This is a genomic window from Streptomyces alboniger, assembly GCF_008704395.1.
Taxonomy (GTDB): Bacteria; Actinomycetota; Actinomycetes; order Streptomycetales; family Streptomycetaceae; genus Streptomyces; species Streptomyces alboniger.
Window position 1 is genome coordinate 6,078,960 of record NZ_CP023695.1, and the last position, 22,472, is coordinate 6,101,431.

Genomic DNA, 22,472 nt, shown 5'->3' on the forward strand with positions numbered 1-22,472 from the left:
GACCGGAACCCTTGTAAGAAGTGCCAAGTGCCCAAGTGCTCTAGGCGGAAATGCCACGGCAAGGTCACCAGCCAAGCTCCATCTGGACGGGGATACCGCTGGTGATCTTGTTCTGACCAGCCGGTGCGATCTCCACCGGTACGCCGAGCTGGATGGCGACAGGCGTGTATAGGTCGGTGGAGACCTCCGGGGTCTGCAGGGATACAAGGAGGGCGTAGCTGACGGGCAGGCCGATTCGGTCCTTGCGCTTGTTCGCCTTCCACCAGCCGCCGACGGGGTAAACCGCGAGCATGCCGCAGTCAGCGAGTTCGGCGGCGGAACCGCGCCAGATGTCCGCGTGCAGGGAGCCGAGGTTGCGGGATCGGGGGCCGACCAGCCAGCGGCTGTCGGACTCGAATGCTTTGGGGTTGCCGGTTCCGTCGGTTTCTTGTTCGGCCTGTTCGGCCAGGCGACTTTGGAAGGCGTCGGCGGATTCGGTGGGGCCTTTAATGGCGAAGCGCAGACCGTGCGAGGCGTAGCTGTAGCGACCGACCATGCCGCGCCGACCGGGGTTAGGTTCGACCATGTAGGCGAGCGTCACGCGCAGGTCGACTGTGGTCTCGGCCAGGTCGCGCAGCTGCTCCAGCGGCCAGGGCAGTTCGTGCAGTTTCAGTTCGGCCAGCCGGACCTGTCCGTTCTTGCCCTGCTTCAGCGGGACCAGAGTGTTCTGGATGATCATTGTGACGGCGTTGGAAGCGCTGCTTCGGATGCGTTCGGCGGTGGGGACTCCCCAACCGTACCGGCGGATCACCTGTCGCATGAGCTCGCCCTTGTTGAGTTTGGGGGCGCCGGTCTTCTTGAACAGGCCAGGCTCGACCATGGCCGGAGTCCACTGGGCCTCGTGGACGAGCAGGGCTCGGACCGTCTCCGCCCGCAGTCCGGGGTATGTGGTCATCGCGGTGGCGGCTAGGGCTGCTGCCTGGGCGGTCGCAGCGCTGGTGGCGTTGGCCCAGGCCAGCTGGTGCGCGGCGTCGTGGTGCGTGGTCGGCACGCTCAACAGCTCGTGCGGGTCCAGGAAGCTGTCGTCCGGGGCAACGAGCAGGTTGCCGCCCTCCAGAACGATGTCGGGCTTGGTGATGGCCGCGTTGGTCAGGGCCACCGACGTCCGGCTGAACGGGGACAGGCCGCCCGAAGCGGCCAAGGGCCGGTAACCCTGGAACAGGGGGGTGGCGGGGACGGTGTCCAGATGGGTGCAAGCGCCGACGGTCAGCACGTTGTGTGCCTGGGCGGGTTCCTCGATCCGGGATAGGTCGCATAGCAGCAAGGGGTCGAGTCGGCCGTTGTCGTCACGCATCTGGTGGGGGAGGTGCCCGCGGATATTGCCGGCGCTGACGATGATCAGCCGCGACGCCTGCGGGTCCGGTGCGCCGATGAGGTCGATACGGTCCTCGCGTACGGCCACGCTTGTTCCGGCTGCCAAAGCGTCCAGGGTGGCCGACCACAGGGTCGCTGTGCCGTCGACACCGTTCTCGCCGTCCCGGGACCACCGGGTCACGGCCATGGAGAAGACTCGGGCGGATGGTGTGGGACCGCCGTTGCCGATCTCAGCGGTCGCCACCGCGTTCGCTGTGGTCTCGGCCAAGGTCCGCGGGGACTCGACTGGCGCAAGACCGTCGTCGAGGATCTTCACCGACTCAAGCCCGTGGCCGAGAACCACGGGGCCCTGTGCTTCCAGGGCGGAGGTGAGATCGCCGAACAGAGCGAGTCCGGCCATCTGTGTGCCGTGTCCGTTCCGATCGGCCGGGGCCCTGCCGGGCAGCACACTGTAGGCGCGCTCGTGCAGTGCCGGCTTCAGCAGCGGATGCTCCTGGGCTATCCCTGTGTCCAGGACGCACACCGTGGGTGCGTGCGGGGCAGCCGGCTTGACGCGCTGGGCGAGGTCCTCGACGAGGTTCACCCGGAAGGAGCGGTCAACGGCGTAGAGGCCCTCGGCGAACGTCGGTGTGCGGATCTCGACAGGGCAGGCGTTCGTGCCCAGCAGGACCGCGAGGTCGTTGCCGGTCGCTGAGACGTGTGCTACGAGGCGTTCACCCACATGGATCGCCCGGTCGCTCATCCGCCACTGCCGCGCCTCGGCCAGGGCACGCAGAGTGGCGACCGGGTCCGTCGGTGAGATCCGCGGGTCGAACCACAGTTCCCACCACCGCTCGTCGTCCAGCGGCGGCAGCTCATGCCGCTCCTGCCAGAGGTGTTCCAGTAGCGCTCGCTGGATCTGCTCCATATTGGCCACGAGCGCGGCCTGCTGAGGATTGCCGTCGTCGGTGTCCTGGGAGAAGGCGGCGATCCGCTGCGTGAATGAGGCGACCTTGTCGAACGGGATCCACACCAGTGCGTCCTGCTGACGGTCTTCGGTCTGCGGATGGCTGCTCATCAGGGTCAGACCGGAGCCGTCCAGCCGCTCCAGCTGAAGCGGATGGTCACGCGCTGCCTCGATCCGCACCGCGAACCCGTCGGGACGGAACTCGTCGGGTGCCTCCTGGGCGAGCCGAGCCGATTCCTCCTCGGCCGTTTCCAGACCATCGACCAGCGCGGCTGCGTGCCTGTTGCGGTCCTCACGGCGGACAAGCTTCGGACCGCCTCCGCCGGAGGGCTCGGAACGCGGTGTCAGGGTGGCGGCCTGCCAGGGCACCATGAGGTGTGGCGTGGAGCGTGCGGCGATGGAGGGCTCAGGCATGGTGTGAGGCGTGCCGTTCGCTCAGCGCTTCCAGCAGCAGCTGCTCGTCCACCACGTCCTGGTCGGCGAGGATGGCCCGCTTGGCCGCGGCTTCCGCCGCCTTGACCAGCTCGGCATGGCTCAAGCCGGATGCACTGTCTGTCACAGCGCTCCACCGTAGTGTGCTCGTATCCATTCCGGCTAGGCGTCGGCGCATCACCTGAACCGCCTGCTCGGGAGTGGGAGGGCCGTAGGTGACGACCATGTCGAAACGGCGGAACAGCGCCCGGTCCAGAAGTTGGTGGTGATTGGTGCCAGCCACCACGAGGCTCTCGGAGGGCGCCTCGTCGAGGAACAGCAGGAACGAGTTCAGGATCCTTCGGGCCTCGCCGACATCATTACCCGCCGCCCGCTCAGCCCCGAGCGCATCGAACTCGTCGAATAGATAGACCGCCCGTGTCTGGGCCACCGCGTCGAAGACCAGCCGCAGCTTTGCCGCCGTCTCGCCCATGAACCGGCTGATCAGACCGTCCAGACGGATGGTGAACAACGGCAGCTTCAGCTCGCCGGCCAGTGCCGAAGCCGTCATGCTCTTGCCCGTGCCCGGGGGCCCCGACAGCAGGATCCGGTGTACTGGAGTGAAGCCGAAACGCTCCAGCCTGGCACGCTGGCGTTGCTCGTGCAGCACCCGGTCCAGAGACGCGAGCAGCCCGGCATCCAGAGTCATGTCGTCGAGCTGTGTGTCTGGGTATCCGGCCGTCAGCAGGCTGGAGAGCTCGCCGCGGGGCTGCACCACCGGCGTCGCGGCACGCCGCTTATCTGCCTGCCCTTGTTTCTGCCGTGCGGCCTCGACCAGCTCCCGCAGGTCAACAGCGAACTTTCCCTGCCCTTGGCGGGCCGACTTGGCCGCCACCTGCAGGGCCACGCTGTAGAAGAGATCGTCATCGGCTTCGGCATGCGCGCGCACCAGGGCTTTCAGGTGCTCGGCGTTCGCTGCCATCGCCTGTCACCCTTCTGATGCTGGCTTCCTCGTACGAGAGCGTTAGGTGGTTCGATACCCGGGAGCCACGAATGCACCCGCGCCTGCATCGTACGGCCCTATCGGACTGGTTGCCGCCAGAGTGGGCATGGCCAGCGTGAGCCGCAGCGACGCCACACCGAGGGCGACTGTATCCCGCTGCCGTGGCGCCCGGCGGCGGTGCGGACTACTGCTTGTCAAAGCCGACCCCATCCCCAGCCCTCGTAGCTGAGGCCGTCGATGCGCGTGGCGTCGGTCTTGGGGCCTGTGGGGTGGATAAGGCATAGATGAGGGCGGCGAGGGCGTGCAGGGAGGGGCCTCCAAACATGCCGGAGCGGATCTCGCCCTATGAGCCGCTCGACGGTGATGACGATGTTCGCCAAGCCCTGCAAGGAGGCGGGCGCGGCTCCTATGTCGACCGCGGCGTTGCCGATGTCCCAGATCAGGAGGGCGTCGGCCTGAAAGTGCTCGAGGTGCCGGGAGCCTCTGTCCGAGTCTCTGTCTGAGGAGATCCATCGGCGCTCTCTGGTGTGCGCCAGAGGTCGCCCGTAGCGCCCACAGCGCACGTAATGCACATTGATCTTGAGTCCGTTTTGTGATTTGCATGCTTCTGACCTGCGGTTTCCCTCAACCTGTTTTGACTCTACATGTTTCCGATGACCCACCACGTGGAGTGTGTGGCCATCCTCGAACCGGCCGCCAAGGGTTCCTGATCTGCGGCCGAACCGGACCCTCCAGGATGCGTAATGAACTCTCCGTTAACCGCAGGGAGTTCACAGGCGACTGGGTACCGATCAGGTCCGCCGGCCGGGGCGACTCTCCGTGCCCCGGCGGCGGCTGACGGTGTGACAGGTGTCGCGCCTAGCGGCGGGAGTACATGGTCCCGCCGAGCGCCCAGTGATCGCGGTCGACCTCGTCGATGATCACCCAGACGTCCTCCGGCTTGGCGTCGCAGGTGCGTACGATCGCCTCGGTCACCTCCTTGACGAGGGCCTCCTTCTGGTCGGCGGTACGGCCGGGGAACATCTGTACGCGGATCATGGGCATGTGGTTCTCCTCAAGGGGTTGGGGATCGGGTGGGTCAGGTGAGCGGGGCGACGAGGTAGGGCCTGCCGAGTCCGGCCGCGTACGCGAGCGTCTCCCAGGTGCCCGACCCGTCATCGGTGCCGGTCAGCGGGAAGCCGATGACGAGGTCGCTGTGGTCGACGAGCCAGCGGTTGCGCGTGGTGAACGCGGCCGGGCCGATGCCCTCGGGGTGGCCGAGCTCGACGATCCGCTCGACGCGGCCCGCGGCCTGCGCCTGCTCGATCGCCTCCCGTGCGTCCGCCGACTGGTCGGCGCACCGCACGGGGACGGCCACGACCAGCTGGCCGGCGTCGCGACCGGCCAGGAAGCGCAGCGCCGAGGTGTCGACGCCCGCGGCGCCGCCGAGCAGCCAGCCGCGGTCCGCGGCCGGCCCGTCGGCGAACGGCGCGAGCACCCGCTCGAACAGCTCTGCCAGGACACCTCGTCGCGACTCGACCTGACGTGTGCCGGTGACGGCGATGGTCAGGCCCCGGTGCGCGGTGCGGCCCGCGCCGGTCATGCGTTCGTGCCGGTCACGTGTTCGCGTCGGTCAGGCGGCGCGGGTCGAACAGCGAGATGTCGTGGGTGCTGGCGCCCTCGGTGGCCAGCTGCGCGATCACCTCGCCGAGCGCGGGGGCGAACTTGAAGGCGTGGCCCGAGGTGCCGGCGGCGACGGTGATCCGGTCGCTCTGGGCCGACGGGCCGATGATGAAGCCCATGTCGGGCGAGTTGTCGTACATGCAGACGCGGCTGCGCAGATAGCGGCCGGGCAGTGCCGGGATCCGCTTGGCCAGGAACTCCCGCACGGCCTCGACGTCCTGCGTGCTGACGTGGCGGTCGAGGGAGTCCGGGTCCGCGGGCTCGCCGCCGCTGTGGATGCCGGCCTTGACGCCGCCGGAGGGGCCGTCGACGGCCGGGTGGCCGTAGCCGACCGTGCCGTTCTCGCCCTCCCAGACCCAGTACGGCTGACGGCCGGTGTAGAAGTCCTCGGTCCGCGAGATCGGGTCGAACCAGAGCATCACCTTCCGCAGGACCTTGATGTGCGGCCGGAGTTCGGGGAGCAGCTGCGGGGCCCAGGCGCCGGCGGCGACCACCAGGCGGTCGGCCTCGTACACGCCGGTCTCCGTGCGCACCCGCACACCGCTGCCGGTGTCCGAGAAGTCCAGCACCTTCTCGTCGAACCGCAGGTCGGCGCCGTGCTTGCGGGCAAGGTCGAGGTGCGCGGTGATGACCTGCTCGGGACGCACGTATCCCGAGGACGGGTCCCACACGGCGACGTCGCCCGGCCCGGGGTTGAACTGCGGGAAGCGCGAGCGGATCTCGTCGCTCCCCAGGTGCTCGAACTCCAGGCCCGCCTCCCGGGCCGAGGCGAGCGCGGCGGGCACGAGCGCGCCGTCGGCCGGGCCGACGCAGATCCCGCCGGTGCGGTGGAACAGCGTCTCGCCGCGGATCTCGCCGAGCTCGTCCCAGAGGTCGTAGGCGCGGTCGAGCAGCGGGACGTACCCGGCGCCCATGAAGTACGCCTTCCAGACCCCGCGGCTCTCGCCGTGGCTCGCACCGCGCGCGTGCGCGGGCCCGAACCGGTCGATGCCGATCACCCGGCTGCCGCGCGCGGCGAGGTGGTAGGCCGCGGCGCTGCCGAGCCCACCCAGGCCGACTATGAGGACATCAGCGGTTTCGGTCACGTTCTCACTCACTCTCCGGTGGTGGCGGTCGGGGCGGCGGTCCTCATCAGGCGGCTGACCTCCTGATGCAGCCCGACCGGGCTTTCGGCGAAGTGCGCGGCCACCTTGTCCCTGGTGGGGGCGGCCTGTTCCTGGCTGAGCTTGAGCATCGTGTCGACTGACTCGACGGTGAAGCGGAAGGCGCCGACGCCGTCTACGATCTTGTCGAAGTAGCCGAGCGAGGGACCCGGGTCCCAGTCGAGACCGTGCTTGGCCTCGAAGGCCGCCACTGTCCAGCGCACCACGTCGAGCGCGTCCTCACGGGCGGGCATCGGGTGGATGCGGCCCTGGACGTGTGTGGTGGCGAAGTTCCAGGTGGGGGCGGCCGGGGTCCGCTCGTAGACGGCGGCGGAGACGTAGGCGTTCGCGCCCTGGAAGACCAGGGTCGCGTGCTGCCCCTCGTGCAGCGTCTCCCAGTGCGGGTTGGCCCGGTTGAGGTGGCCGTAGAGGGTGACGCCGCTCAGTGACTCGATCCCCTCGGGCTCGGAGGCGGGCGGGAAGATCACGGGCAGGTGCGTGGCGAACGGTGCCGCGGGTCCGTTGGTCAGCAGCAGGGCCAGCGGGTACTCGCGGATCAGCCGCACGGCTTCGGCGTCCGGGGACTGGTAGATCTTCGGAACGTACATCTCGTGCGTCTCCATTCTCCTGGGCACCCGGCCGGCCTCCCGGAAGCCTCCGGGACCCCGCTCATCGGGCGGACGCGGTGAGGACCTGGGCGGGAACCGCGGCCGTCACGGCCGCGAGGATCTCGCCGGCGCGCACCGCGGTGACCGAGAGCAGCGTCGAGGCCAGGCCGTGGGTGTGCTCCGTCGGGCCCTGTAAATAGATCCCGGCGCGGATCCGGTCGGTGGTGACGAGGCGGTAGTCGCGGTCGAGGTGCGGGCGGGACTGGTCGTCCAGCTTGAGCTGGTCGGCCAACGGGCCGAGCAGAGCGAGCGGATCGGCCGGGCGGTACCCGGTGCCGAACACGACCGCGTCCGTCTCGAACTCGGTCGGCTCCCCGGTGGGCAGGTGCTCCACGACCACCCGTACCGCGTCGGCCTCCTGCGACAGGGAGGCGAGCCGGCTGACGTTCATCATGACCAGCCGCGGCCGGGTGCCCCGCACCTGCTCCCGGTAGGAGCGCGCGTACAGGTCCTGGATCAGTTCCAGGTCCACGACCGCGTAGTTGGTGTTGCGGTGGTAGTCGTCCAGCCGGCGGCGGACGTGCTCGGGCGCTACGTAGTACGCGTCGACGGCGTCGGGGTCGAAGATCTGGTTCGCGAACGGGGAGTCGTCCGCCGGGCTGTACCCGTAGCGCCCGAAGACGGCCCGCACCTCGGCCTCCGGGAACCTCCCATGCAGGTGCGCCACCGCCTCGGCGGCGCTCTGCCCGGCACCGACGACGGTGAGGCTGCGCGGCGCGACGGACTCGAACTCCGGTAGCCGGTGCAGCAGTTCCGAGGTGTGCCAGACCCGGTCCGACCGCTCGATTCCGTCCGGCAGCCAGGGTTGCAGACCGGGGGCGATCACCACGTTCCGGGTGCGGTGCACCTCCTCGGCCCCGTCGCGGTGCACCACGACGTCGAGCAGGTCGACGGACCCGTCCGGGCCGGGCACCGGACGGATGTCCACCACCTGCGTGCCGTAGCGCACCAGGTGCCCGACCCGCTCGGCGCACCACGCGAGGTAGTCGTGGAACTCGGTGCGCAGTGGGAACAGCGACTTCTGGTTGATGAACGCGGCCAGTCGGCCCCGGTCCCGCAGGTAGCACAGGTAGCTGTGCGGGCTGGCCGGATTCCGCATGGTGACCAGGTCCTTGAGGAACGAGACCTGCATCGTCGCCTCGTCCAGCAGCATTCCGGTGTGCCAGCCGAAGGCCGGCTGCCGCTCCAGGAACAACGCGTCGCACCCGGCCTTCGGGCCCGCTTCGTCCAGCGCGAGCGCGACGGCCAGGTTCGACGGTCCGAATCCGACGCCGACCAGGTCGAGCACCGCTTCCGGCATGGTGGGGCTCCTCTGACGAAGTGGAGATCGGGTTGCGTCTCGGTGTGGGCGATGCCCCTGTGGACCGTGGTGCAGCCGGGGCGGAACCGGATTCATCCTTGATCGGGGCCCCCGCTCAAACAAGCCGAGCTGTCGGCGATGGCCCGATCGCGATCCGCTTTGGCCGGTTCGAACCCGTCCCCGACTGGCCCTCCGACCGTCAGATTCCTTGTCAACAAGGGATACTGACGACCCGTCATATGCGCCGGAGCGCAAAGCCCCTGATGGCCGCCTGTCAACGCGACCCCGAACCCGCCGCCATGCCTACCGTCGCCTGGGTCAACCCACCCAGCCGCAACCAGCGGGAACACTGGCTCAAAGATTCTCGGACCAACAGGCCCTTAAATTCTTGACAGTTACCCCCCGCTCCGATGTTCGATCTTCGCTACAGTCGGCGTGGGCACTACCGGGCCTGAAGCCTCCCATCGGAGCCGACCGGGCGCGGGACTGGCCATGCGACCACGGGGCAAGGAGACACGGATGGCTGCGCAAAAAAGCGACCGCACACACCTTCTGACCAACCAACAGACAGATATCCCCGGCACTCAGGACTCGACGGCGATGCGCCCGCGTCCGCGACGAGCGGAGGCTCGGACCACCCGCGCTCATCAGGGGGGAGTGACGACCGATCGTAGTGGTGAATCAGCCGACGTGAAGTCTCCCTCCAGCGCCCTGACACCGCGCCAACTCGAGGTTCTCGCCTTACTGACCGACGGCATGACGAACCGTCACATAGCTCGGGCACTCGGCATCACGGAGAAGACCGTCAAGAACCACATGCAAGCGATCTTCGCCCGACTCAATGTGTCCGATCGGACCCAGGCCGCGGTCTACGCGGTTCGGCACAACCGAGCGGCATGACGGCTGCTGCCCGGCCGTCACCAGGCCGGGCAGCAGTTCGCCGCTGGCCGAGGCCCGGTCGGGCACCGGACGTCCCGTCCGGCCGGGCCCTTACCTGCCTTGTTGAGTGACTCGTACTCCCGCGGAATCCGGCTTTTACGGGCGGCCGCATACGTTCGTGACCTGGCCTGCGCCGTCACCTCGGGAGCGGGTGCACCATTTACATAGTAGATCTTGACTACATAGTGGATCTTGATTCACGCGATCTTGGCGGCCGATGGGCCTTAAGTCCTATATACGGCCCACTTGACGATCTGACAACCTGCTTGTGGTTGCAAGCGGCCACTGTGGTTGCCATCCACCACAGTGGTCGCAATCCACCACTCGGGAGGGCTGGAGAGTTGTGAACGGCCCCCGGTGGTTGGGTTTTCTACGTCCCCGCATTGGTGCGTTTGGTCCGACACGCGTCGGGGGCCGGGTGTGTGCCGCGCGGCTGGGTGCGGTGGTGCTGCCGCACGCGCGCGGTCGGGGTAGTCGTCAGAACCGTTCAGGAATGTGCAGTGAAAGAGGGAGCAGTGACGACCGAATTGCAGCGGCCGGTGGATGACCCGATTGTCGTTGATGATCTCGAGCGCCTCTCGTTCCGGGTGGATCGTCGTGCGTACACCGACGATGATGTTGCGGCGCAGGAGATGGCGAGGATCTTTGATCGCTGCTGGTTGTACGTGGGGCACGAGTCGGAGGTGCCGGAGCCGGGTTCCTTTGTGTCGCGTGAGGTCGGCGGGCGTCCGGTGATTTTGGCGCACGGGTCCGACGGGGCGATCCGGGTGTTTGCCAACAGTTGTACGCACCGTGGGGCTCTGCTCTGTTCGCAGCCGGCTGGGCAGGTCAAATCGTTCCGGTGTCCTTATCACGACTGGACGTTCTCCAACAAGGGTGAGCTGACCGGGGTGCCGATTCCGGACGGGTACGGGCCCGGTTTCCGGAAGGCGGACTTCGGTCTGGCGCAGCACCGGAGTGACAGTTACCGGGGTTTTGTCTTCGTCACCTTTGATCCGCAGCAGCCGCGTACTTTGACGGAGTATCTGGCGGGGGCTACGGAGTACATCGATCTGGTCGCTGATCAGTCGGAGACGGGGATGGAGGTGATTCAGGGCGCGCAGCTGCACGGGGCTCAGGCCAACTGGAAGCTCATGATGGAGAACAGCGTCGATATCTATCATTTCCGGGCGCTGCACAAGCGGTATGTCAGTTATATGCAGTCGTTGGGGTCGGTGCCGCCGCGTCGGCGGGGTGGTTTCGGGCGTGCTCTGGGTCTGGGTCATGGGGCCAATGAGCTGCCGCCGGCCGCTGCCCGTCCGCTGGCTCACTGGACGCCGATGTTCGATCCTGAGCTGCGGCCGCGGATGGAGGCGACCGCGGCGCGGTTCGCCGAGAAGTTCGGTGCCGAGCGTGCGCAGCGGATCACCGGTATGAATCGCGCGTTGATGATCTTCCCCAATTTGATGATCATTGATGCGATCGCGCTCACGATCCGCAAGATCGACCCGGTCGGTGCCGACCGGATGGCTATCACTTCGGTGGCGCTGGCCCCCAAGGACGAGGACCCCGAGATCCGGGAGCTGCGCAAGAGCCACTACCTCACCTTTCTTGGCCCGGCCGGTTTCGCGACGCCGGACGACATCGAGATCATCGAGTCGTGCCAGCGCGGTTACCGCAACCGCACGGTGCGCTACTCGGATCTGTCGCGCGGTATGAACAAAGAGATTCCCGAGACGACCGACGAGCTTCCTGCCCGCGAGTTCTGGCGGCAGTGGGACCGGCTGATGCACGGCGACGACGGTCACTTCGAGGTCGCTCACCAGGCCGAGCTGCAAGGGGCGGAAAAGGAATGACCACCGAACTGAGAGTCGATGACGCGGCCCAGGTGAGGCTGTGGCACCGGGTGAGCCAGTTCCTCTTCCGTGAGGCCCGGCTCCTCGACGAGTGGCGTCTGACCGAGTGGTACGACGAGATGCTCACCGACGACATCCGCTATGTGGTGCCGGCCACCGACGTGCGCGGCGAGGTGGCCGGTGCGCTCGGGCTCATCGACGACGATGCCGCCCGGCTGCGCCAGCGGATCGAGCAGATCCTCAACGGCGAGGTGTGGTGCGAGGACCCCCGGTCACGAACCAACCGCATGATCAGCAACGTGGAGATCCTGGCTGATCACGGCAGTTACCTCCAGGTGGCGGCGAATGTCGTCGCCTACCGCTTCGGACACGGACGCTCCGACGCCTACGTCGGCAAGTACCGCCTCGAACTCGTCCCCGAAGGCGAGTCGTTCCGCATCCGCAGGCGCGTCGTGATCCTCGACCACGAGACGCTGTACGAGCACGGCAAGCTCAGCATCGTCCTGTAAGAGGCCGATGACAGCGGCCGGCCCCGGCGGGTCGTTCGTCCCCTACGGAGGAATTGATAGATGAGTCAGCCGTCTGCCCGGCACGAGCGGGGTGAAGCCATCTTCAAGGAGGTCTTCGGCCGTGAACCGCGCCCGGGTAATTACCCGGAGTTTCTGCAGATCACTGTTGAGCACCTCTTCGGTGAGATCTGGGCCCGCCCGCAACTGAGCCTTGAGGAGCGCGAGCTGGTCGCCCTGACCGCGGTCGCGCTGGCGCGGACCGACTGGGAGTTGCGGGGCCACATCGGTGCCTCCCTGAACCTCGGGATGTCGCGGGAGAAGATCATCGAGGTCATCATTCAGCTCGCCTACTACGGCGGCTGGCCGGTCGCCAACAACGGACTGCGCGTCGCCCAGGAAGTCTTCGCCGAGTTGGACAACGCCGCCGGGAAGGACGCGGACCATGACCAGTGAAACCAAGGCTCTCGACCCGGCGGAGAAGGTCGACCTGTGGCGCCAGCGGTACTTCGAGGCCCAAGCGGCCGCGGAGGAGTTCGTCCTGGGAGAGCACGGCGAAGAGGGCCTGACCGGATGGGTCAAGGAGAATTCCCGCATAGCAGCGGATCTGCTGCGAGCGCAACAGCCCGAGGGGTTATCGGCTACCGAGCACTTCATGACCCGGATGCAACGTCAGCTGTTGCTGTACGACTCGGACGTGTCCATTGAGCCTGACCCCTCGGGCCCCGTCCTGCGTAACGCCGAGTGCGGGATTCTCCGGTACCGCAAGAAGGCCGCCCGTGGCGGCGTTGTCCTGACGTTCAAGTCACCGTGCGGGTACTGCCAGAAACTCAACACCGCCATCGCCACCCGCTACGTGGAACCGGACGTCACGGTGTCATGCGAACTGGTGGGTGACGGGTGCACCTGGCGCGCGGAGCATTCCCACGCTCCAGGGGAGGACTAGGCCGGACGCTTAGTGAGGCCATCGACTCCGACACGTTTTCGCGACTTTGCCGAGCCCCGACCGGAACGTCTACCAGTGCTTCTCGCGCCCGTGATGTGGCGCAATCTCCCTGGAGCGTGAGCAGATTCCGCGCACCACGACGTCCGGCTCATTCCAGCTAGTGCGCTACCTCCTGCTCACCTGAGTAGTTGTCCGCCTTTGCCTTCCGGAGCCGGCTGGGTGCCGGTGGGTCATCGGCGTCATGTCTGCAACTTCGGAGCGACGAGCTTCCCAAACGGGGGATCCACTTCGTGACTACGCCTCTCACTCTCACATCGTTAGCCGAAACCGATGTCACTTCGGATGCGGAGCGCGAGGGTCAATGGCTTCGCACTCTGCCGGCCCAGCAGCAACCGCGGTGGAAGGACCACCGCCTGGCTGAACAGCTCAGCAGCGAACTCCGTGATGTGCCCGGCCTGGTGGCCTGGGACGAGGTGCGCCAGCTGCGGCTGCTCCTCGCGGAGGTCGCCACCGGAGCGTTGCAGGTCCTCCAGGCGGGCGACTGCGCCGAGGACCCCGCGGACTGTGTTCCCAAGGTCCTCAGACGCAAGGCCGGCATGCTGGATGCGCTGGCCGGGGCGATGCAGGCCCAGACCGGCCTGTCGGTGGTGCGGGTGGGCCGGATCGCGGGCCAGTTCGCCAAGCCCCGCTCCTCCGACCTGGAGCGGCACGGAGAGATCGAACTCCCCGCCTTCCGTGGTCATTTGGTCAACGACCCGCGGCCCGATCCGCAGCTGCGCCAACCGGACCCGGCGCGTCTGCTTACCGGTTACCGGGCCGCTTACACCGCGACGGAGTTCTTGCGCCGGCTCGGCGGTGCATGGGGTCTGCCGGCCGGGGCGCCGGTGTGGACGAGCCACGAGGCCCTCGTGCTGGACTACGAGCTGCCGCTGCTGCGTCAGGACCGGCAGGGCCTGCTGCTGTCCTCGACGCACTGGCCGTGGATCGGGGACCGTACCCGCCAGCTGGACGGTGCGCACGTGCAGATGCTGGCCCGCGTCCACAATCCGGTGGCGTGCAAGGTCGGTCCGACGATGACACCCGCCGAGCTGACTCAACTCTGTGCGGTCCTTGACCCGGCGCGTACGCCCGGCCGGCTGACGCTGATCTCCCGGATGGGCGCGGAGCGCATCGAGGAGTGGCTGCCACCGCTGATGGCCGCTGTCCGTGAGGCGGGGCATCCGGTCATCTGGCTGTGCGATCCGATGCACGGCAACACCCAGCGCGGCCCCCTGGGCCGCAAGACCCGCCTGCTGACCAGCGTCACCCGCGAAGTGGAACTCTTCCAGGAAGTGGCCGGCGCGCAGAACGTGGTCGCCGGGGGACTGCACCTGGAAGCCACACCGGACAACGTCGGTGAATGCGTGGCGGACGAGTCACGCCTCGATGACCTCCTCGACCCAGTGGGCTACACCACCCACTGCGACCCACGCCTCAACATCGACCAGGCCGTAGCAGTCGTATCGGCCTGGCACCGCTGAGCGAAGCGAGACGATCGGTCGCGGGGTGAAGCGGCCGGCCGGCGGCGTGAGCGCACCAGCCACGGCCCCCTGGCCGCTCTCGCGGTCGGTGGGGGATGGCGCGTGGTCCGGCCAAGCGGTGAACCGGCGGAAAGCCATCACTCACTCCGGACGGGCTGAAGCCGTACGAGTTGAGGCCGGGTGGGCCGAAGCCGGGCGGGAGTTGGTTTGAGTACTCCCGACAGTTCCCGGCCTCAGCTTCCTCCGAACCCCGTGGTCAGACGCGGGAGGTGGGGAGCAGCGGCAGGCTGCTGAGGTGGGGCAGGGAGCTGTTGACCTCGCTGATCCGCCCGGTGCCTGGCGCTATCCGGAGGTCCCAGCGGGCAGCCAGGGAGGCGAGGACCACCGTCATGGTGGTCAAGGCAAGATGTTCCCCGATGCACCGGTGCGGTCCGGTACCGAAGGGGAAGTAGGCGCCACGCGGGCGGTCGGTCCCGTCGTCGGGACCCGCCCGGTCCGGGTCGAAGACGCTCGGGGCCTCGTAGAGGTCTGCGGCCCTGTGCACGGCGCGCGGGCTGTAGCCGACCTCGGCGCCCTTGGGGATGACGACCCCGGCCAAGGTCACGGCGCGTTTGGCGCGGCGGGTGGACAGCATCGGGGCATGCAGCCGAAGCGTCTCGTCAATGACCTTCCGAGTGAACACCAGGTCGGTGAGCCTGTCGTACGTCACCGGGCCGCCCCCCAGCACGCGGTCGGCCTCGTCCTGGAGACGCCGCTGCACCCGAGGTCGCACGACGGACTCGAACACCGCCCAGCTCAGCGATGTGCTGGTGGTTTCAAGGGCGGCGAAGAGCAGGATGAGGAATTCGCTGCGGATCTGGACGTCGGTGAGGTGAGCGCCTGTCTCGGGGTGCGTGGAGTCGAGGAGCGCGCTCAGGACGTCATGGTGTTGCCCCGGGGCGGCACGACGCTCACGGATCAGCTGGTCGACGGTGGCATGGAACCGGTTTACGGCAGCGATGAAGCGCCGGTTACCGGGGGTGGGGATGGTACCGAGGGCGGCCGGCAGGATGGTCTGGGGGAGAAGCCGCCGGGAGATCGCGTTCATGGTTTCACGCACGTCGCGCACAGTGGCATGGCTCAGTTCGGTGCTGAACAGACAGCGCAGAACCGCCGCCGCGACCAGGTCGGAAATCTCCTCGTCGGCGGCCACTGCCCGGCCGGCCTGCCAGCCGCCGACGCGCGCTTCGGTCTCGTCGGCGATGACTTCGGTGTAGGTACGGACGCTACGACGGCTGAAGGGGGGCTTCAGGGTACGCCGCTGGTGCTGGTGCAGCGGGCCGCTGGCCGCGATGAGCGGATTGCCGAAGTTGCCGGCCAGCGCTTCGAAGAAGCGGCCGCGTTCGAAGGTGTCGGTGTCCACCTGGATGCGGTGGACCAGGGCCGGTTCGTTGGCCAGGAACAGGTTGACCGGCCCGAACCCGACTCGGACCAGCGGGTCGGCGGTCCGAGTCGCTTCGAAGAACGACAGGGGTCTGTGCAGCAGGGCGGGGCCGTGGCCGAGGAGGGGGACCCGACCGGGGGCAGGTGGGCAGTACGCGGGGATGGGCATCGGCGAGCTCCTGAATCGATCGAGTGGCCAGGGCGGTTGAGCGGGAGGGAGGAGAGAGCGATCCGAGGTTGGCGGTTCAGCGGTCGCGGGGCCCGGGGCTCTCGCCCCGGGCCAGGAGCCGTCCGTCACCCGTCACCAGCCGGAGCCGGCTGACGGATCACGGGCAAAGCGGAACTCAGTCCTCGGCCGGCGGGACCAAGCCCACGGCCACAGTGTTGCCCTCGCTGATGTAACCGTGCGGGTGGCTCAGGGGGTGGTGCGCACTGTCCGGGTCCAGGAAGGGCTGCCAGTCTCCCTGGAGCCCCATGTCGATGGCCTGCTGGGCGATGCGGGCGCAGGCAAGCGCGTAGAACCGCTGGGCAGCGGGCCGCAGCGGCGCATGGTGTTCGATCAGCATCGTCTTCTGCCGTACCGAAACCAGGCCGGCCTTGTCGAGCCAGCGGTGCAGATCACGAGTGCGCAGCAGCTGGCGGGCGTAGCCAGGCTTGCTGGACGCGTGCCGGAAGAAGTCCGTGAACAAGAAGGGGTCCGCGGGGCGCGCGGTGATCAGGGAGGCATCGAGATCCTTGATCGCCACAACCCCTCCCGGCCGGACCACGCGGCTGAACTCCGCTAGGACCGAGTCGAGTTCATCGTCATCGAGGTACTGCGTGGTGTTCGCGCACCAGACCGCGTCAAAGGTGTCGTCCTCGTACGGCAGGTTGCGCAGATCCCCCTGCTGGACATCGAAGGAGCAGCTGGACCGGCTGCGGCGCATGCGCTCGGCGGCGAGCGAGGCGTTCTCCTCGGCGAGGTCGATGGCCGTCACGTGGCCACGGGAGCCGACCAGCTCGGCCAGCCAGGGCAGGAAGGCGCCGCTGCCGCAGCCGGCGTCCAGCACTCGCCATCCGGCTCGGATACCGGCTTGCTCCAGTGCCGCCCGGTACTGGACCTCGCAGGCCTTGAAGTGGGCTTCAACGATCTCCTCGTGAGTGAAACCCAGACCAGTCGATGCGGCGTACCCCCACGAGGCATGGTCTTTCGTCGGCATGCGCGTTACCTCTTCCCGTCCGCTGTCGCGGCGTCGTCGAGCAGGGTGGTGAGCAGGTCCGTGACGTAGTCCGGTGCCTCCAGCGGCTGGAGGTGCCCGGCACCCGGCACGGTGACGAGCCGCCCTCTCGGCAGAGCGTCGGCCGCGCTCATCGCCTCCTCCAACGCGACGAGTTCGTCCTCCTCACCGGTGACGACTACGGCAGGCACGTCGGTGCTCCGCAGCACGGGGAGCGAGTCGGGGCGTGCCGCGATGGCACGCTGCGCCCAGGCCACCGCCTCGGGCGCGGCAGCCTTCGTCATCGTCAGGATCCGGTCGACCAGGTCGGGGCGCCGAGCCCTGGTAGTGGCACCGACGAGGAGCGGTGTAGTGCGAGCCACCACGTGATCGCGGGTGGCGTCGTCGAGCATCAGATCGGCGAACTTCAGACGTTCAGCGGCTGCTTGGGGGCTGTCGGCACCGGCTCGGGCGGCGAACAGCGCGAGGGCGCGGACACGGTGGGGATAGCGCCGCAGGAAGGCCATCGCTGCGTAGCCGCCCATGGAACAGCCGACGAGCGTTACCTGGTCGATGCCGCGCTCATCGAGGAGTACGGCGAGGTCGTCGGCCACGATGTCGAGGGAGGGCTGCGCGGTTCCCAGCGGCACGGTGCCGAATCCGCGCTGGTCGGGCGTGATGACCGTGTGCCCGCGCGCGCGCAGCGCCGCTGCCTGTTCCTGCCACATGGCAGAGCTCAGCGGCAGGGCGTGCAGCAGGACGACGGGTATGTCTTGGCTCCGCTTCATCGCCCGGCCCCCTCGTCGAGCGCACTGCGTTCCGCATCGGCGACAAGGGTGGCTGCCCGCGGGGACAGCGCCACGTCACGCAGCCAGGCGAGCGTCACGGGTGCGGGCGGCAGGTCGTGGACCGGAACGGCCTTGATGTGGGGTGGCAGGATCGATTCCAGTGACTGGAACGACACATGGACGGCGGTCGTGCGGGCGAGTACCTCGGTCATCGCCTCCACCGTCGTCATGGGGTGGACGCGGCGGATCACAGTTCCGCCGGGGGTGCGTGGCGGCACCACCTTGTCCCAGACATACGGAGGAAAGTCCCCCGGGCAGCGGAAGGCGTCGTATTGCGCGGCCTCTTCGACCGACACGGTCTTTCGCTCGGCGAGCGGGTGGTCGGCGGAGACGATCAGGGCCCGGCCGTCGAAGCTCACGGGCCGGCTGACGGCGATGTCCGGTTCCTGTAGTCCGTATTTGACGATCATGATCTCCAGGGAACGGTCCCGCAGCGGGCCGAACGGGTCGGCGACGTCGTACGGGACGAACTCGACCTCCTTCAGCCCATGGCCCGCGGCGGTGATGATGCGGGTAGCCAGGTGCGGCGAGCCGTGGATGCCGAAACGCAGGGGCCGCGTGGCGTCGGGTGTCGCAGCGGTAAGGGGGGCGGGCATCTTCAGATCTCCTCGGTCAGTCCGGCGTAGGCACGGAGCTCGTGGGGCCGGTGGGTGTCGGTGTCGACGCGCAGCGCGGCGAACCGCATGGGCAGGCCGGCCAGGCGCGGCACGGAACGCAGGGTCAGCCGGTCGCCCGGCAGGATCAGCCCGTCCAGCACGGCTTCGGCGAGCAGGTGGTTGACCTGGATGAGTACGTCGGAGACAGTCACCCCCGCGGTGGCGATGTACAGGTCGCGGTAGACCGGGTGGCGACCGGAGGGCCTGTTGCCGACGGGCACGGGTATCACCACGGTGGTCGGGGCCCAAGCGGGTAACTCCCGCGTGCCGTCGAACGACTTGAGCAACCGGCGCAGTGCGGCAGTGGCCTCGTCCGGAGCGGGCCCGATCCAGGCCGTCGACCCGTCGTCGGCGATGTGGTCGAAGGTGAATCTCTCCTTGAGGTTGTTCGGCCGGCCCGCCAGGAAGAGGGTGCGGGTGAACGAGCGTTGCCACGGACCGGCCCGGCCCGCAGGCACCGAGAGGGCGAAGCGGCAGGTCTCCCGCACCCAGTTCGGAAGGGAGAAGCGGCCGACGACCATGACAACGGCAGCGCCGTCGTGCGGGCCGTCCGCGTCCCCGCCTGCGAGGGTGGCCTTGGCCCTTTGAACCGCCTCGGAGGTGGACAGGTCGAGGCGCGCGGCCAGCTCGGGCCGCGCTACCCGCAGCCGCTCGGCGGCCACGGTGAGCAAGAGATCAGGGCTGAACGTCATAGGAACACCGTGCTGAGCAGGGCTCGGCCGGGAGCGCGGTGTCCCCGGCCGAGCAGGGACGAGGTGAGTCGGTACGGGTCGATGTGGGTGTGACCGCGCCGATGCCTGTCCAACAGCCCGAACAGGGCACCTCGGTCGTCCCTTTCCGGCGCTTCGTCCGCCGCGCTCAGCAGCTTCTCGGCGCGGGTCAGGTTCTTGCGGAGCAGATCGAATCGGAAGGACTCCTGCTGGCCCGGCCCGAGTCCTGCGATGAAGTACAGACGCATACCCAGCCGGAGTGCCGCAGGATCGTGGTCGTCGCCGACGGAGCGCAGCAGTGCGCTCACCGTGTGGTCGTGCCAGCCGCCCTGTCGGGCAGAGGTGATCTTCCCGTCGATCGGCACCCTGCCTAGGGGGATCCGATGCACGATGGTTCCCTTGTGGGTCAGAACCCGTTCCAGGAGCTGATAGTCGGGGTCGAGCTCACGGTCGTAGAGCAGCACGACTTCGTCGTACTCGGCGGCGAGCGGCAGCAGCTCGCGCAACGCGCACGCGAGGTAGTTGGGGCGCCCGTCAGCAGCGACTATCTGCCGCAGGGGCAGGCCGAATCGGGTGGCATCGAGATAGACCGGGCCGCCCAAGTCCCTCTGGTCCAGACCCAGTTCCTCCGCGACCAATTCGTCGATCATCTCTTGGAGACCGAGTCCGGGCGGCTGGTGTGCCATCAGTCCGGGATCGTGCAGGCCGAGTCGTTCGTAGTGGCCGGCCCACAGGCGCAGGACGCGGGCCCCCGCCGGGTGGACGTAGTCGGTGTGCTCGACGGCATCGGCGTAAGGGGCCATCTCGGCCGAGGGCATCGCTCCCTCGGCGCGGTAGCGCACGTACAGCTCACCGATGTCCTCCTCCGAGAGGCAGGAGTAGTCGGTGTCGCCCCGGGTGCGGTCGAGGAACTCCCAGAAGCCCAGGGTCTGTTCGGTCGGATGGTAGGTCGTGTGGCTGTAGCGGTAGGTCACATCGGCCACCTGAGCCGTGGCACGGTACATCACGTCTGCCCAGAGCAGGCCTTTGAGATGGCTCGGAGTCAACGGCTTGGACGGCGTGACGGTGATCGGCGCCAGCAGTACTTTCCGGCGGGTGGCGTCCATCAGCCCTCCGTCCCGGTCGCGATGGCCTCCAGCAGTTCCTGCCGGGTCGGCGGCCGGGGGCCGAGCGGGACACCGTCGGCGCGGGCGGCACGCACCCTGTTCTGGAGTGCGGCACTGTCGAGAATCCTCGCGGGGGTGTCGAGGCCCATCAGGACGCGCAGGAGGCCGCGCCAGACCGTGGCGTCAACTCCGGCGGCTCGGGCCACGTCCGCCATGGAGGGGCGGCCCGGAACCGCGGGCTGCACCGGGGACGGTGCGACTCCCTCGGCGCGGGCCCGCCACAGCCCGCCGTAGGCCCGGCTGTCGTGGACGGCCTGCTCGTACCACGGGCGATGGACCTCCTCGGCCAGCTGCGCGGCTTTCTCGCTCTGGTACTCCTCCACCGTCGGGTGGGTATCGAGGAGATCGGCCAGCTGGAAGGCGTGCTGTAGGGAGAGGGACATGCCGCGGCCGAAGAGCGGGTCGGTGACACAGGCGGCGTCACCGACGGCGAACAGCCCAGCGATCTGTCGCTGCCCGGGGCGGGCCGTGGACCTCAGGATATTGGGCGGCATGGTGATGGCACGTACGTCCGCCAGCGGCGTCGCAGTGCCCTCCTCGATCCATGCCGCCACGTAGGGGGACATCCGGGCAGCGGCGGTAAAGGCGGCGGGTTCGCGCAGAATCGTGGTGGCCGGGTCGGAGGTGAGAGCCCCTACGGCGATGGCGAAGGTGCCGTTGTCGGCAGGGTGCACGACCGCCGCGTAGTGGTCCCAGATGCCTCCCGCCGCGTTGCCCCGGTTGAGCGGCCCCGGCCAGTCGTCTCCTGGTGAGGTCAGTCGGTAGAACCGGGTGAAGCAGCGTAGTTGTGTGGCGCCGACCAGGTCTTCGCCGATCGGAACTCTCAATTCCCTGAGCCAGGTCAGGGCCGCTGCTTTCCAGCCGGTGGCATCCACCACGAACTGCGCGGGCACCTGTTCGCCCCGATCCGTCACCACACCGGCGACGCGGGACCGGGCCGGGTCCAGGAGCAGCCCCCGCACCGCGGTTCCGTGGTCGAACGTCACCCCGGGAAGGGCACGCACAGCACGGTAGAGCAGCAATTCGAGGAAGGGGCGTCGGACGGCCAGAGCAACCAACTCGTGGTCGTCCGCCTCCTTGACGAAGGTCTCCGTGGGCGCCGCCCCGGTGAGGTCGAGAAGCCGTGCGCCTTCCTCTTGGGCGGTCTCCAGCAGGTGCGGGGCCCGTTGGCGCAGCACTCGCACCCCGAGCGACGTGAGGATGTGCGAGTGGTCGCTCTGCGGGACGGTGGGGCGCAGCCAGAGTTCGGCCGCTTTGCCGACCGGGCCGTCGGGCGGAGGAGCCGAGCGCTCCAGGATCCTTACCGGAAAGCCTCGTTCAGCAAGTGCCAGAGCCGTGGCGAGACCAGCGATACTCCCGCCCACGACCACAGCCGGCCTGGTCATCGGCGTGTCCCGTGGACGAAGAAGACCCGGCGGACATTTTTGACGTCGCGCGGCGGGACCGGGTCCGGCCAGCGGCCGAAGTCCGCACCCGGCTCGCCGGGCTGCTTGGCCTCGACGCTGAATCCGTAGCGGTCGAAAAGGTCCTCGGGCTCATCAGTGCCGAAGAGCCATGGGCAGCCCCAGTTGGCGAAGACGTCGAGCAGGCCCCGCATGTGCGGCAGGCTCAGGGCGGCAGCGTTGACCACATCGGCTGCTATACGGCTTCCGGGTGCCGTGATGGCGGCGACCCGCTCCAGCATGCGGTGTGTGTCCGGTTCGGGGATGTAATAGAGGAGCCCTTCGAGCAGCCATGTGGAGGGCAGCGTCGGGTCGTATCCGGCGTCGATCAACTGGCTTTCCCAGTCGTCCGCGGTGAGGTCCACGGCCACCGTCCGGTGGGCCACGCGCGGGGCGACTCCCTGGAGCCGCCCGCTCTTGAAGTCCAGGACGGCCGGCCGGTCGACCTCGAAATAGCGTATGTGGTCGGGCCACGATATTCGGTAGGCCCGGGAGTCCATGCCCGAAGGAGCCAGCACGATCTGGCTCATCTGCCGGTCCTGCGCCGCGCCCACGAGGAAGTCGTCGAAGAACCGGGTGCGGATCGCGTTGTAGTCGGGAGTGCTGGGAAGGGACCGGGGCCGGTCGGGCGGGAAGGTCGCCGTGTGCACCTCGGCGAGCAGCTGCGGGCCGGCTTCTCCGGCGAGCCTGGCCGCGTAGGGGTCCTCGTACAGGCGGTCCTCGCGCAGGGTCTCGGCGGCGCGCAAGGCGGCGGTGAGTAACGCGGTGCGCTCCACCGGGTTCAGAAGGTCGGTCATGGAA

At 68.3% G+C, this 22,472-nt stretch carries 22 protein-coding genes; 7 read left to right on the forward strand and 15 right to left on the reverse strand.

All coding sequences use genetic code 11. The features are described 5' to 3' along the window. Positions 1–64 precede the first annotated feature (64 nt). Positions 65–2,713, reverse strand: coding sequence for a S8 family peptidase (locus CP975_RS27115; RefSeq protein WP_055528442.1), 2,649 nt, complete (start codon positions 2,711–2,713; stop codon positions 65–67). Beyond that, entirely contained in the window at positions 2,706–3,692 is a 987-nt protein-coding gene (locus CP975_RS27120; protein WP_055528444.1) for an AAA family ATPase, read from the reverse strand. The genes CP975_RS27115 and CP975_RS27120 overlap by 8 nt, the downstream gene beginning before the upstream one ends. A 344-nt stretch (positions 3,693–4,036) precedes the next feature. Here CP975_RS27120 and CP975_RS27125 point away from each other — a divergent pair, with 344 nt between their 5' ends. Beyond that, entirely contained in the window at positions 4,037–4,216 is a 180-nt protein-coding gene (locus CP975_RS27125; RefSeq protein ID WP_150477439.1) for a hypothetical protein, read from the forward strand. 355 nt (positions 4,217–4,571) lie between these two features. Here CP975_RS27125 and CP975_RS27130 read toward each other — a convergent pair whose 3' ends face one another. From CP975_RS27130 to CP975_RS27150, 5 genes are all read right to left on the reverse strand, one after another. Further along, on the reverse strand, positions 4,572–4,757 hold the full coding sequence (locus CP975_RS27130) for a 2-hydroxymuconate tautomerase (RefSeq protein ID WP_055528446.1): 186 nt from the start codon (positions 4,755–4,757) through the stop codon (positions 4,572–4,574). A 34-nt stretch (positions 4,758–4,791) separates the two neighbouring features. Continuing rightward, positions 4,792–5,295: a hypothetical protein gene (locus tag CP975_RS27135; protein ID WP_055528448.1), complete on the reverse strand. Its 504-nt coding sequence runs from the start codon at positions 5,293–5,295 to the stop codon at positions 4,792–4,794. A gap of 13 nt (positions 5,296–5,308) precedes the next feature. Then, positions 5,309–6,460, reverse strand: coding sequence for an N-methyl-L-tryptophan oxidase (solA, locus tag CP975_RS27140; RefSeq protein WP_055528451.1), 1,152 nt, complete (start codon positions 6,458–6,460; stop codon positions 5,309–5,311). 8 nt (positions 6,461–6,468) lie between these two features. Continuing rightward, the gene (locus tag CP975_RS27145) at positions 6,469–7,125 is read right to left on the reverse strand and encodes an FMN-binding negative transcriptional regulator (RefSeq protein ID WP_055528454.1); all 657 of its coding nucleotides are present in this window, start codon (positions 7,123–7,125) and stop codon (positions 6,469–6,471) included. Between the two features lie 61 nt (positions 7,126–7,186). Further along, positions 7,187–8,485 carry a lysine N(6)-hydroxylase/L-ornithine N(5)-oxygenase family protein gene (locus tag CP975_RS27150; RefSeq protein ID WP_055528449.1) on the reverse strand — a complete coding sequence of 433 codons (1,299 nt, stop codon included), beginning with the start codon at positions 8,483–8,485 and terminating at the stop codon, positions 7,187–7,189. Positions 8,486–9,004: 519 nt separating this feature from the next. On the opposite strand from CP975_RS27150, the gene CP975_RS27155 reads away from it, so the two are divergent. The 6 genes from CP975_RS27155 (at position 9,005) to CP975_RS27180 (ending at position 14,231) form a co-directional block, all read left to right on the forward strand. Continuing rightward, positions 9,005–9,385: a response regulator transcription factor gene (locus CP975_RS27155; RefSeq protein ID WP_246201638.1), complete on the forward strand. Its 381-nt coding sequence runs from the start codon at positions 9,005–9,007 to the stop codon at positions 9,383–9,385. A 554-nt stretch (positions 9,386–9,939) separates the two neighbouring features. After that, a complete protein-coding gene (locus CP975_RS27160) occupies positions 9,940–11,259 on the forward strand; it encodes an aromatic ring-hydroxylating oxygenase subunit alpha (protein ID WP_199783155.1) in 1,320 nt (439 codons plus the stop codon). Further along, positions 11,256–11,768 carry an aromatic-ring-hydroxylating dioxygenase subunit beta gene (locus CP975_RS27165; RefSeq protein WP_150477441.1) on the forward strand — a complete coding sequence of 171 codons (513 nt, stop codon included), beginning with the start codon at positions 11,256–11,258 and terminating at the stop codon, positions 11,766–11,768. Before CP975_RS27160 ends, CP975_RS27165 begins: the two co-directional genes overlap by 4 nt. 60 nt (positions 11,769–11,828) lie before the next feature. Next, positions 11,829–12,221, forward strand: a complete 393-nt coding sequence (locus tag CP975_RS27170; protein ID WP_055527430.1) for a carboxymuconolactone decarboxylase family protein — start codon at positions 11,829–11,831, stop codon at positions 12,219–12,221. Further along, positions 12,211–12,711, forward strand: coding sequence for a hypothetical protein (locus CP975_RS27175; RefSeq protein ID WP_055527429.1), 501 nt, complete (start codon positions 12,211–12,213; stop codon positions 12,709–12,711). Before CP975_RS27170 ends, CP975_RS27175 begins: the two co-directional genes overlap by 11 nt. 374 nt (positions 12,712–13,085) lie before the next feature. Then, positions 13,086–14,231, forward strand: coding sequence for a 3-deoxy-7-phosphoheptulonate synthase (locus CP975_RS27180; protein ID WP_055527433.1), 1,146 nt, complete (start codon positions 13,086–13,088; stop codon positions 14,229–14,231). A gap of 256 nt (positions 14,232–14,487) precedes the next feature. On the opposite strand, the gene CP975_RS27185 is transcribed toward CP975_RS27180, so the two are convergent. From CP975_RS27185 to CP975_RS27220, 8 genes are all read right to left on the reverse strand, one after another. Beyond that, positions 14,488–15,822 carry a cytochrome P450 gene (locus CP975_RS27185; protein ID WP_055527428.1) on the reverse strand — a complete coding sequence of 445 codons (1,335 nt, stop codon included), beginning with the start codon at positions 15,820–15,822 and terminating at the stop codon, positions 14,488–14,490. Positions 15,823–15,997: 175 nt separating this feature from the next. Then, positions 15,998–16,852 (reverse strand): class I SAM-dependent methyltransferase, encoded by an 855-nt coding sequence (locus tag CP975_RS27190; RefSeq protein WP_055527427.1) that lies wholly within the window; start codon positions 16,850–16,852, stop codon positions 15,998–16,000. Between the two features lie 5 nt (positions 16,853–16,857). Continuing rightward, a complete protein-coding gene (locus CP975_RS27195) occupies positions 16,858–17,637 on the reverse strand; it encodes an alpha/beta fold hydrolase (protein WP_055527425.1) in 780 nt (259 codons plus the stop codon). Continuing rightward, positions 17,634–18,293 carry a LysR substrate-binding domain-containing protein gene (locus CP975_RS27200; RefSeq protein WP_055527424.1) on the reverse strand — a complete coding sequence of 220 codons (660 nt, stop codon included), beginning with the start codon at positions 18,291–18,293 and terminating at the stop codon, positions 17,634–17,636. The genes CP975_RS27195 and CP975_RS27200 overlap by 4 nt, the downstream gene beginning before the upstream one ends. A gap of 2 nt (positions 18,294–18,295) precedes the next feature. After that, complete coding sequence (locus CP975_RS27205; RefSeq protein WP_055527423.1) at positions 18,296–19,045, reverse strand: DUF6182 family protein; 750 nt, start codon at positions 19,043–19,045, stop codon at positions 18,296–18,298. Next, positions 19,042–20,169: a hypothetical protein gene (locus CP975_RS27210; protein WP_055527422.1), complete on the reverse strand. Its 1,128-nt coding sequence runs from the start codon at positions 20,167–20,169 to the stop codon at positions 19,042–19,044. Before CP975_RS27210 ends, CP975_RS27205 begins: the two co-directional genes overlap by 4 nt. Further along, entirely contained in the window at positions 20,169–21,614 is a 1,446-nt protein-coding gene (locus CP975_RS35950; RefSeq protein ID WP_055527421.1) for an NAD(P)/FAD-dependent oxidoreductase, read from the reverse strand. Before CP975_RS35950 ends, CP975_RS27210 begins: the two co-directional genes overlap by 1 nt. Continuing rightward, a complete protein-coding gene (locus CP975_RS27220; protein ID WP_055527419.1) occupies positions 21,611–22,468 on the reverse strand; it encodes an SAM-dependent methyltransferase in 858 nt (285 codons plus the stop codon). Before CP975_RS27220 ends, CP975_RS35950 begins: the two co-directional genes overlap by 4 nt. Between the last annotated feature and the right edge of the window lie 4 nt (positions 22,469–22,472).